Origin of the sequence: Geminisphaera colitermitum TAV2, assembly GCF_000171235.2 — a bacterium.
GTDB classification, from domain to species: domain Bacteria; phylum Verrucomicrobiota; class Verrucomicrobiia; order Opitutales; family Opitutaceae; genus Geminisphaera; species Geminisphaera colitermitum.
Genome location: NZ_ABEA03000127.1, coordinates 16,072 through 27,269, shown reverse-complemented (window position 1 = coordinate 27,269; position 11,198 = coordinate 16,072). Strand labels below are relative to the sequence as shown.

General features: G+C 63.9%; 11 protein-coding genes. 10 read left to right on the top strand and 1 reads right to left on the bottom strand.

The genetic code is table 11. The annotated features are described in order from the left end of the window. Nucleotides 1-822 (bottom strand): helix-turn-helix domain-containing protein (locus OBACDRAFT_RS15555; protein WP_043587132.1); only part of this gene is annotated, 822 nt, incomplete at its 3' end. Nucleotides 823-902: 80 nt separating this feature from the next. Here OBACDRAFT_RS15555 and OBACDRAFT_RS15550 point away from each other — a divergent pair. The 10 genes from OBACDRAFT_RS15550 to OBACDRAFT_RS15505 all read left to right on the top strand — a co-directional run bounded on the left by OBACDRAFT_RS15550 (nucleotide 903) and on the right by OBACDRAFT_RS15505 (nucleotide 11,183). Continuing rightward, nucleotides 903-1,676, top strand: coding sequence for a type II secretion system protein (locus tag OBACDRAFT_RS15550; RefSeq protein ID WP_232767201.1), 774 nt, complete (start codon nucleotides 903-905; stop codon nucleotides 1,674-1,676). Between the two features lie 63 nt (nucleotides 1,677-1,739). Then, on the top strand, nucleotides 1,740-2,552 hold the full coding sequence (locus OBACDRAFT_RS15545) for a hypothetical protein (RefSeq protein ID WP_043587131.1): 813 nt from the start codon (nucleotides 1,740-1,742) through the stop codon (nucleotides 2,550-2,552). A 32-nt stretch (nucleotides 2,553-2,584) separates the two neighbouring features. Further along, entirely contained in the window at nucleotides 2,585-4,210 is a 1,626-nt protein-coding gene (locus OBACDRAFT_RS15540) for a hypothetical protein (protein WP_043587129.1), read from the top strand. After that, nucleotides 4,207-5,328 (top strand): glycoside hydrolase family 88/105 protein, encoded by a 1,122-nt coding sequence (locus tag OBACDRAFT_RS15535; RefSeq protein WP_088179310.1) that lies wholly within the window; start codon nucleotides 4,207-4,209, stop codon nucleotides 5,326-5,328. Before OBACDRAFT_RS15540 ends, OBACDRAFT_RS15535 begins: the two co-directional genes overlap by 4 nt. Before the next feature lie 352 nt (nucleotides 5,329-5,680). Continuing rightward, nucleotides 5,681-6,514, top strand: a complete 834-nt coding sequence (locus tag OBACDRAFT_RS15530; protein ID WP_043587127.1) for an RDD family protein — start codon at nucleotides 5,681-5,683, stop codon at nucleotides 6,512-6,514. Then, on the top strand, nucleotides 6,511-7,113 hold the full coding sequence (locus tag OBACDRAFT_RS28375) for a hypothetical protein (protein ID WP_157837121.1): 603 nt from the start codon (nucleotides 6,511-6,513) through the stop codon (nucleotides 7,111-7,113). The genes OBACDRAFT_RS15530 and OBACDRAFT_RS28375 overlap by 4 nt, the downstream gene beginning before the upstream one ends. Before the next feature lie 8 nt (nucleotides 7,114-7,121). Next, entirely contained in the window at nucleotides 7,122-7,703 is a 582-nt protein-coding gene (locus OBACDRAFT_RS15520; protein WP_157837120.1) for a hypothetical protein, read from the top strand. Beyond that, a complete protein-coding gene (locus OBACDRAFT_RS15515; protein WP_052362090.1) occupies nucleotides 7,700-8,089 on the top strand; it encodes a hypothetical protein in 390 nt (129 codons plus the stop codon). Before OBACDRAFT_RS15520 ends, OBACDRAFT_RS15515 begins: the two co-directional genes overlap by 4 nt. Further along, nucleotides 8,086-9,906 carry a hypothetical protein gene (locus OBACDRAFT_RS15510; RefSeq protein WP_052362089.1) on the top strand — a complete coding sequence of 607 codons (1,821 nt, stop codon included), beginning with the start codon at nucleotides 8,086-8,088 and terminating at the stop codon, nucleotides 9,904-9,906. The genes OBACDRAFT_RS15515 and OBACDRAFT_RS15510 overlap by 4 nt, the downstream gene beginning before the upstream one ends. After that, nucleotides 9,903-11,183 (top strand): DUF4350 domain-containing protein, encoded by a 1,281-nt coding sequence (locus tag OBACDRAFT_RS15505; protein WP_232767200.1) that lies wholly within the window; start codon nucleotides 9,903-9,905, stop codon nucleotides 11,181-11,183. Before OBACDRAFT_RS15510 ends, OBACDRAFT_RS15505 begins: the two co-directional genes overlap by 4 nt. Nucleotides 11,184-11,198 lie beyond the last annotated feature (15 nt).

Below are 11,198 nucleotides of genomic sequence, written 5' to 3'. Positions count from 1 at the left end.
CCCAAACCCACAACGTCTGCCCACCTCCGCCACATCCATCGAAGTCGTGTTCAACAACTCCCACGCCTGCCGGTAGCGCAACCCATGCAACACCTCGCCCGCCGGCCTCCCCCACGCATGCTGCAAACGCCCTGCCAGCCAGGCTGGCGAGCAGCCCAGATGAGTCGCCAGCGCCTTGACCGAATAACCATGCGCCGCGCACTCCGGCAGCAAATGATCGATCCTCCCGCGCAACAAATCCCGCAGATGCACCTGACGAGTCTCCAGTGCATCATGCAATGCCGCCAGCCACCCGAACACCCGCCGCGAAACCACCTCACCAACCCCATTTCCCGCCACCATCGCACTCTCCAGCCCCCGCAACGCCCGCCACGCCTCCCCCTCCAGCGGCAATCTTACCAGCCGGCCAAAATTACGCGCCAGAAACTCCGCATACTCCGCCGCCAGAGGCCGGGCAAAGGCCAGCTCCATCACCACCGCCATCCCGCTGTCGCCCCCACCTCCGGTCTGCCTCCGTCGCCGGCGCACGACAATTTCCTTCCCCCCCGCGCCCCGGTCTTCCACCGGTGACCACACCGCACCCGGCTCCAGCCGCACCAATCCCGCCCCTCCCTCCCCTGTATCTATTTCCACATTACCTTGCAGGCATGCCACCTGCCGTGGCCCCCCCCCTCCCGGCTGCAACCTCACGCCATTCCGTCCTTCAGCCGCAACCTCATGCCTGCGCCATCCCGCCAAAGAAAACAGCACACGCCCCGACGCCGCCTCCAGCGCGACCGGATCAACTCCCGTGCTCACTGCTGTTTTGTTCCATTTGGTCATGAGCTAAAAATATCACAAAATACGAATTTTTTTAGCAAACGTAAATTGGAGATCCGCCGTACCTTTGCTACCATGTTCCCATGCTTCAAACCACCCCGCCACTGTCTCCACCACCTTCCCGGCTCCCGCCAATCCGCGCATGGCACGCGCCGGGCTTCACCCTGATCGAACTCCTCACCGTTATTGCCATCATTGGCATCCTCGCCGGCATACTCATCCCCACCGTCGGCCGCGTGCGTGAAACCGCCCGCACCACACAATGCGCCTCCAATCTCCGCCAGATTCAGGCCGCCGCCCTCCTCTGGATCAACGACAACCGCGACCAGATGCCCAACGCCAAGGCATGGTGCCGCAACGAGGTCTCCACCGACTCCGCCTATCCGTATCAGATCAGCCAATACCTCAACTTCAAGGCGCAGAAAAACATCGACTGGACCAGCGCACCGTCACCCATGAAATGCGAAACTGGATACGCCAAAAATCCCGCCCCCGTCTCTGTCCACTTCGGCCGCACCTACAGCATCAACGCCTGGGCCACCGCCACCAACATGGACGGCACCGAAATCAAAACCCGCGTCGCCTCCCAAGGCTACGCCATCCGCCTCTCCGACATCCCGCATCCCTCTCGCATGGTTTTCTTTCTCGATGGCGCGGTCGAGGCCGGCGGCGGCACCTATCTCACCAACCTCAACGCCGCCCAAGTTCCAGACTCAGCCGCCCAACCCATCCAATATGTCCATCGTGACTCCATCAACGTCGTCTTCATCGACGGCCATGTGCAGCGCATCACCAAGGCCGACATGCAGACCCGCTACGCTAACAACGAGATCTCCTTCTGGCGTTTTGACAAATAACGCCGTCCCCCTTTTTCACCGCCGATCAGCCAAATAATACATCAACACACATCCGCACCTCCCATGAATACCACCCGCACTCATCGACTCCGCATCGCAACCCTCACCTCGTTGCTCGCCTTCGCCGCCGTACTCCCACTCGCCGCCCAAGTCTCGTTCACTGGCGCGCCTTACACACAAAACTTCGACTCTCCTTCACTTCCTGCCCAAAGCAGCGGCACTATCAACTGGACTTTCATCAACAACAGCACGCTCCCCGGCTGGTATTCCACTGAAGGTGCCAGCGAGAGCGCCCGCGCCAGTTCCGGTTCGCGCAATGGCGGCACACTCTACAGTTTCGGCTCCAACAACAACGCCGACCGCGCCCTCGGCCTCTTTTACGGAGCCACCAGCGGCGGCTACAGCAACACCGCTTATCTTGGCCTCCAACTCATCAACAATACCGGGGCCGCCATCAACGCGGTAACCATCTCCTTCGACGTCGAGCAATGGCGCTATCACACGTATGCTACCTCGTGGGGATTCTCTTATATGACGACCGCCACCACTGGCAATCAGTTGTCCTTAACAACCGGATACAAGCCCGACGCTCGCGGCAACGCCACATCGCTGCATACCAGTGACAGCAGCAGCAGTGGCATCAATGGCAACGACGATGCCAATCACACCTCCATCAGTTTCACCCTCACGAACATCAACTGGCAGTCCGGAGAATACCTCTGGTTGCGCTGGGGCAGCAATCAGGTTGCCAATGCCGCCGGGATCGGTCTCGACAACTTTAGACTGGAAGTCGCCCAGATTCCAGAACCTCACGTGATGGCACTTCTCATGGGTGCAAGCGCTCTCGCGCTACTTGCCATCAAACGGAAAAAGTAAAGTCCCCTCCCCCCCCCCCCCCCGCCACCGTCATGTGCCACCGCCTCTCATTGGCAGCCCTGCCACTTTGGACCGCGCTTTTTCTTGCGGGACACCTTGGCGCTTTTGCCTCCGACACATGGCAGTCTGAACGCGTCCGCCTCGCACCCGACGGCACGCTCGAATACCCGGCAGACGCTGAAGGCAACCGCATCCCTGACTTCAGCCATGCCGGTTATCGCGGCGGCGGCGTGCCTCTCCCCGATGTGCCCGTCGTCCGCACCCTCGCGCCCGTTTCAGGTGACAACACCGCGCACCTCCAAGCCGCGCTCGACGCCGTCGGCGCGCTTCCCCTCGATCCGCGCACCCGGCTGCGCGGCGCGCTCCACCTTGCCCCCGGCATTTACGAAATCAGCGACACCCTGTTTATCCGGCACAGCGGCCTTGCCCTTCTCGGCTCAGGTCAAGGCGACGACCCGGCGCACAACACCATTCTCCGCCGCACCTGCCCCCGCATCACGCCTGTCATCCAAGCCGGAAGACAAGGCTCCAATGATCGCTTCGCCACTGCCATTCCCCGCACCCGCACTGACATCACCACGCCACGCGTCACCGTTGGCTCGCGCACCTTCGAAGTTGCCGACGCCACCCCCTTTTCCCCCGGCGACACCGTTGTCGTCGAACACCCTGAAACTGAAAAATGGATACAAGCCCTCGATGGCGGCGGCACTGCCTCCGATCCTGCCTGGCGGGTGGACGACAAAGACAATCCACCCGGCATGACCATCCGCTATCTGCGCCGCATCGTGCGCATCGACGACAAGCGTATCACTATTGACGCCCCCGTTTTCAACCACCTCGACCGCTCGCTCTCCCAAAGCACACTCTACCGCTACGACACCGCCCCGCTCCTCACCGAAATCGGCGTCTCCAATCTCCGAATCGACATCCAGACCGCAGGCCCCGAAACCGAGACGCACGCTTGGGACGGCATCGTTTTTCGCCAAGCCGCCGACTGCTGGGTGCGCGACGTCACCGTGCTCCACTTTGTCGCCGCTGGCATTAAATTCGGCGAAGGATTCGTGCGCGGCACCGCCCTCGATTGCAGTGCCCTCGAACCGCACGGCCTGATCAAAGGCAAACGCCGCTACAACTTCGCCACCCACCGAGGCGCGCAACTCGTCCTCTTTGAACGCTGCCACGCCACCGACGCCCGCCACGCCTTCATCAGCAACGGCGCCACACTCGACTCCGGCATCGTCGTTCTCGATTGCACCAACGACCGCTCCTACGGTCCCTCCGAAGCCCACCGCCGCTGGTCGCAAGGCCTCCTCTTCGACAACCTCACCACCACCAATCCCCGTCCCCAATCCACCCAAACTGGAATCCTCGGACTCTATTGCCGCGGCGACTGGGGCGACGCCCACGGCTGGGCCGCCGCGCATTCCGTTGCATGGCGCTGCGACACCGCCGGTGCCCGCATCATCATCCAGAAACCGCCCACCGCCCAGAATTACGCCATCGGCTGCTCCGGCAAAATGCAGGGCAAAGTCTTCTTTCAACACCCACCCGGCCACATCGAAGGCACAGGCCGCCCCGGCCTCATTCCCCGCTCCCTCTACCGCGCTCAACTCGCCCAGCGCCTGAAAACGGAAACGCAGCCACAATCTCAACCATGATCATGACCACGCCCGCCACTTCGCCTGAGCACCACACCTCCATCACGAACATCTCCGTTGACGCACCAGTGCTAGTTTTCTCCCCCGCTGCCATCGCCGAGCGAGCCTTTCACCGTCATCTTGAGCTGCATCCACTCTCCCACTACACTGGAGTCCTCTCGCTGCAAGGCTTGGTCCGGCTCGCCTTCGCCGTAACGAACCCCGCCGAACGCACGCGCCTGCTCGCCCTCGCCACCACGCACCTGACTCCGTTTCTCAACGGCGACCACAGCTTCGACTGCAATTTTCCCAACTACCTCTGCGGCGGCAACCCCTCGGCCTTTCTCTGGTGGCAAGGCTGCCTGCCCCAAGCCAACACCGCCCTCTTCGAATCCCACGTCGAGCAAATCATGCGAACAGCTCCGCGCGACCCGAACGGACTGCTCTGCCATCCCATCGACCCGCATCTGGGCCGCATTTTTATCGACATCGCCTTTGCCATCACCCCCTTCCTCCTCTTCTGCGGACGCGCCCTCGACCGCGACGACCTCATCCACGAAGCCTGGCGTCAAACGCGCGGCTACGTGGAACGCCTGCGCAACCCCGCCAACGGCCTGCTCCACCAAGCCATCAACTTCCGCGGACCCGGCCACTGCACGCAAGATCACTGGAGCCGTGGCAACGGCTGGGGCCTGCTCGCGCTCGCCGAACTCGTCGCCCACCTGCCCGAAAAACACGCCTGTCGTCCCGACGCGGAAGCGATGTTTGTAGCGCTGGCTGACGCCTGTGCTCGCACGCAAGACAGCGACGGCATGTGGCACCAAGATCTCACCGACACGACTTCCTACGTCGAAACATCCGGTGCCGGCCTCATTCTCTTTGCCCTCGGCGTCGGCGTGGAACGCGGACTGCTCGGTGAATTTCACCGTCGTGTATTCGAAAAAGGGCTACGCTCCTATCTGGCTTACATTGCGCTCGACGGCTCCGTCCACAATACCTGCCGCGGATGCCTTTGTGCCGGAGACGGCTCCAAACAAGCTTACATGGAGCGCTGGCACGAACTCAACGACCGACACGCCTTCGGCCCCGTCATCCTCGCCTACGGCCAGGCCGTCCGGCTCGGCCTGACCGCCATTTAGTTCTACTTTCTCACTGACGTTACGCGGAGGCCCTAAGGAGGGCGGGTCTCCCGACCCGCCGACGGTGCGAAGCACCGCCCTTCCGGATGGCGCGGCTACGCCGCGTCTGGCGGGTCAGGAGACCCGCCCTCCAACAGTTTGGTCACACGGAGACGCAGAGGGTTCTTCGCTGTTTTCGGTGGAAATGGTTCGTCTGCCAGGCAGGAGGCGGGTTTTCCCGCTACGCTCGCCACGCCCGCAACGGTTCAACTTGCCGTTGCGACCGTCGCGCCGTTGCGGGAAAACCATTGCGGCTCCACCCCAACGCGGCTTCAAAAGGCGTATCTTTTATTCTCAATCCCTATCCACGCCCATGCATTGGTATTACGCAATCAACGGCCAGCGAACCGGCCCTGTTCAGCAATTTGAATTCGAACGCCTCGTGCAAACCGGCGTCATCACGCCCGAGACGCTCGTCTGGAGGCAGGGCATGGACAACTGGCTGCCCTACGCGCAAATCGCCCCCACCCTCCCGGCATCCGCCCCGGACACCGCCTCCGACACCACTCCACCCATGGCCGGGGCCGCCCCGGAGCAGGGTGACGACGGCGACACCGAAGTCTGCGCCGTGAGCGGACTGCGCTACCCGAAAAGCCAGATGATCCAATACGAGGGCGTATGGGTCAGCGCCGAACACCGCGACACGTTTTTCCAGCGTCTGCGCGAAGGCGTGAACGCGCCCGGCGTGATGGTGTACGCGGGTTTCTGGATACGCCTGCTGGCCAAGTTCATCGACGGCATCGCACTCTGGATAATCAACGCCATTCCCTCCGTAATCCTGTCGCTGATCTTCCTCGGCACGCCCAATTTCCTCATGCCCGACGTCAACATTGAGAAGGGCGCGGCCCTTGTGGCATTCGTCATTTACAACATCCTCTCGGTTGTGGTGAGCGTCGGTATCGCGCTGGCCTACCAAATCTTCTTCATCCGCAAATTCGACGCCACGCCCGGCAAGCTTGCCGTGGGCATCCGCCTGCTCCGCGCCGACGGCGGCAAGCTCACCAAAGGACGCATCATCGGTCGCTACTTCGCGGAAATCATCAGCAGCATCATCCTCTGCATCGGCTATATCATGGCGGCCTTCGACAGCGAAAAACGCACCCTGCACGACCAGATCTGCGACACGCGCGTGATTTACAAAAAGTGACTTCCGCCCACGCCCACGAAGTTCTTGCCTGTCCCAAATGCCGCGGGGCGTTTGAGGTGTTCCCGTTGTCACTACAAACGCGTCCGCGCTACGCGCCGGATGAGGAACGGCGGCGCTGTCCGCGTTGCGAGCGTGTTGTGACTTTGGTGCCGTTTCCGGCGTTGCGGGCGTCGCCGCGCGTGGTCCGCGCGCAGGCGCTGGTGGCCGAGGGCGAGGCATCGTGTTTTTTCCACGCCACCAACCAGGCCGCCACGGTGTGCGATGATTGCGGGCGGTTCCTGTGCGCGGTGTGCGCCGTGGAGTTTTCGGGCGAGACGCTTTGCCCGTCCTGCATCTCCGCGCGTCGCGAGAAAAGCGCGCGCATGGTCTCCAGTCGCGTGACCTACGACAGCCTCGCATTCCTGCTGGCCCTGGTGCCGTTGCTGATGTTCTGGATGACGTGCGTGACGGCGCCGGTGGCACTCGGTCTGGCGATTTACGGCTGGCGCAAGCCGCCCAGCCTCGTGCGCGGCGGACGGTGGCGGCTGGTCGCGGCGATGATTCTCGCCTCGGTCGAAATCGCGGCGTGGGGAGTATTTCTTATAAAACTGCTCGCATGACGCCGCCCATGACATCGTCCTTCCCTCCCCCCTCCCCCCCCCCTGCCTTCTCTTCGGGTGCTGGCGGCAAAGCACCGGGTTCGCGGCTGCGTTACACGCGGCTGGCGCGGCCTCGTGGCAGTTTTGGCTCGACCACCAGCCTGTGGCTGGGCGACGACCACCTGCTGCTTGTCACTGGAACGGGGATACAGGAGCGTTATCAGCGGTTTGAGTTTGGCGACATCAAGGGGTTTCTCATCGAGCCTTCAAAACTGGGTTTGATCCTCGGTGTGAGCTGGGGCGGGCTGGTGTTGCTGGCCGCGATGATCGTGCTGCTCGTTGCTTTGTTGTCGCAAATGTGGCTCGGCGTCGCCGTCCCCATGCTCATACTGCTGCTTCCGCTGGGCGCGGCGGCCTGGTCCTGGGGACGAAACCGCCGGATGTTCGTCGTCACGCGGGTGCAGACAACCTTGCTGCCCCCGCTCGTCTCGGAACGCCAGGTGCGCAAATTTCTGGCGAAGGTCGGCCCGCTCATTCAAGCGGCACAGGCAACGAATTACGGCGACAACAATGGTAACAACGGTGGCGACGGCGACGCCGCGCAACCATGAGCCTGCCCGCCCAACCCACCGCGCTGCACGCCCGCCGGTGCGTGCGCCACTCCACACGCGAAGCGGCGGCGCGGTGCGCGGGTTGCGGCGGCTTCTTCTGCCGCGAGTGCATCGCCGAGCACGACCACCGGCTTTACTGCGCGTCCTGCCTGACGCGCATCACAACGCCGGCTTCGCATCGGGAAACCGGATACATGCGCCGGCTGCTGGCGTGGGCGCGCGGCGCGTTATCCCTTGCCGCGGCGGCGCTACTGTTGTGGGCGGGATTTTATTATTTGGGACGCACCCTCGTTCGCATCCCGCACAAATTCCATGATGGGACGATCTGGGCGGAGAGCAGCGACATCAACGGCGACGGCGATAACGGCAAAGGAGGACAACGATGAGCCGCGCCGTCCCCCCCTCCCCCCCCCCCTCCCCGCGACTGCGTCCGCCGCATCGCCGACGCGACCCGCACGGACTGCAACCCCGCGCATTCGATCTGCTGGAGGAGGCGGTGCACTTGCTGCGTTCGCTGCACGCGGGAACGTGGGCGATTTACTACGCCGGGGCCGGGGCGTGGGTGCTCGGTTTTCTTTTTTTCTGGGCGCACGCCACCTGGTTCGCGCCCGGGCCGGCGCAACTCGCATGGTTCGCGCTCGGCCTCACGGGATTGTTCGCCGGGCTCAAACTGGCACAGGCGTTTTTCTGCGCGCATCTGCTGGCGCGCCGCATGGGGACGACGCCGCCAGCGTTCGAATTGCGGCAGACCCTGCGCATCGCGTTCGCGCAATTACGCGGACACGCATGGGGATTTCTCGCGCTGCCGCTGGCGGCGGTCGTCACCCTGCCGCTCGGCTGGATGTGGGCGTTTTACCAAAACCTCACCGTGCTGGCCTTCGCCGCCGCCGCCGACGACGCGAGGAAAGGGCGCACAAACGATGCTGACGGGCGGACGGCGGCCACGTTGACCGGTATGGCTCTTGAAGAGGCGCGGCTCTGGCCGGGGCAAAACCATCTCGCGCTCGGCATAATCAGCCTGCTCGTCCTCTGGATTGCGGCGGTGGTGGCCGGATCGTTTTTTGTCCTGCCGTGGCTGGCGAACCGGTTGCTCGGCATCGAGAATTCTTTCGGACTCAGCGGCTGGTCGTGGTTCAATACCACGTTTTTCGCCTGCATCGCCGCGCTGACCTGGCTCGCCGTGGACCCGCTCATCAAGGCATTTTACACCCTTCGCGTCTTTTACGGACGCGCCCGGCGCAATGGCGAGGACTTGCTCATCGAACTCGCATCCGCCAACCGGATACGCCAGCGACGCACAGGCCGCCCCGCGCTCCGCGTCGCGCCGCTCCCGATCCTCCTTCTCGCCGCCATTGTCGCGCTCGCCCTCCCCCTCCCCTGCCCCGCTGGCGAAGCAACGCCGCCCACCTCGCAAGCACCGGCGGCGACCGTCGTGGAACCGCAGGCGCTCGACCGGGCAATCGACACCGCGCTCGATCAATCCGCCTTCCGCTGGCGGCTGCGTCCGCTTCCGCACGAGATGGACGCGGACGACAAGCCGGACAGTCCGCTGATGGCATTTCTGAAACAGGGCGTGAAGGCGGTCTCTGACTTTTTCTCGGATGTGAGCGATGCAATCGGACGCTTCATCGAATGGCTGGAGCGTTTGCTGGGCATCAAGAAGCCCGACCGCACTTCTTCTGCGGAGCCGTTTTCATTGGGCTCGCTGAGCTGGGTGCGCGCGGTGTTGTACGGGTTGATTGCGATTCTGGTGCTGGTGCTTGCGTGGGCGGTGATCCGGCTCTGGCTCCGCCGCCGTCAACTGACCGCGTCCTCGCTGCGCGCCCGGGCCGTCGTGGAGATAGCCGCGCCCGATCTGCGCGACGAGGACGTGCAGGCCGCGCAGCTTCCCGCCGACGCCTGGGAAACGCTGGCCCGCGAACAACTCGCGCTCGGCGAATGGCGTCTGGCCCTGCGCGCTCTCTACCTTGCCACACTCGCCCGGCTGGGCGCGGACGGCTGGCTCGCGCTCGCCCGCCACAAAACCAACGCCGACTACGAAACCGAACTGCGCCGCCGCGCCTCGCAACATGGGCGGCTTGTCGCGTGGTTTGGCGGACGTCGCCGGGAGTTTGAAGCCGTCTGGTATGGCCGGGCGGATACAACCGAAGCGCAGGTCCGCGGCTGGCTCGCCGATCTCAACAATGACATGAAATCACCATGAGACGCCGCGCCTCGTTCATCGTTTTTGTGGTGGTAGCTCTCGTGCTGGCGACCGGCTTCGCCACGCTCTGGCGACTGCGTTTCGCACGCGGCGATGTTTACCCCGCCTACTCCTCGTTGCGCGCCGACGCGCTGGGGACGCGGGCGTTTTTTGATGCGCTCGGCCTGTTGCGCGGCTCCGGGCCGGACGGGGTGGAACGTTCGCTCAAGCCACTCGAAAAAACGCGCCCCGAACCGCCGCGCACCTTGATCCTCGCCGGAGTGAACCGCCACCAATGGCTGTCCACCGATGACAAGACGTTCGAGGCGCTCGACGCCGCCGTGCGGGCCGGCACGCGGCTCGTCGTGACGTTTCGCGCCACGCCTTTCGAAGCGCCGGAAGTCAAAAAAAACGTGTCCCGCAAACGCGGACGTGACGCAGATGCGGGCGGGACGCCCGCGCCACGTCCAGAAAACAAACCCGCGCCACCGCCCTTCGACTGGCAAACCCGCTGGAGCCTCGCCTTGAGCAGTGACGCCGACGAGACGCCGGATGCCGTGCGTCATGGAGGATCGGATACATCCGGGGCTGTTGCCAATGTCACCCGTTTCCCCGACACGCTGCCCTGGCGCAGCGGCATGACGTTTGACCTAAATCCTTCCCTCCCCCTCCCCCCCCCTCCCCCCCCCGGCAAACGCGTCTCCACACGTCCCATGCGCATCACGCAATCCACCGGCGACAGCGCCTCGCCGTGGCGCGTGCTTTACACGCGGGCGGATCGCCCGGTGTTGATCGAGCGCACGCTGGGCAAGGGTTCGCTGGTGTTTGCGAGCGACTCGTTTTTTGTGAGCAACGAGGCGCTTCAGCGCAACCGGGCGACTGCATTGCTGGCCTGGCTGGTGGGGCCGCATGACCGGATCATTTTTGACGAATCTCATCTTGGCGTGGAGGAGGACACCGGCATCGCCGCGCTCGCCCGTCGCTACGGACTCGGCGCGGCCTTCGTAACGTTGCTGTTGTTCGCCGCGTTGTTTGTGTGGCGGCGCATGGCGCTCTTTGTGCCCCCGCCCGCCGAGGAGCCGGTGGTTGGTTTGGGTGATTATCGTCCGACCGCCGGAATCGAGGCGTTGTTGCGCCGTTCCGTCCCGCGCAAGAACCTCGCCTCCGTCTGTCTTGCCGAGTGGCGCTCCACTGCCCGTCCCGAAGACATCGCCCGCGCCGACGCTGCCATCGCCCCCCATGCCGCCCGCCCCGCCGAAGCCCACAACGCCGCGCTCCGTGCTCTGCGGCGGCGGTGATGTTGTTGTGACGTG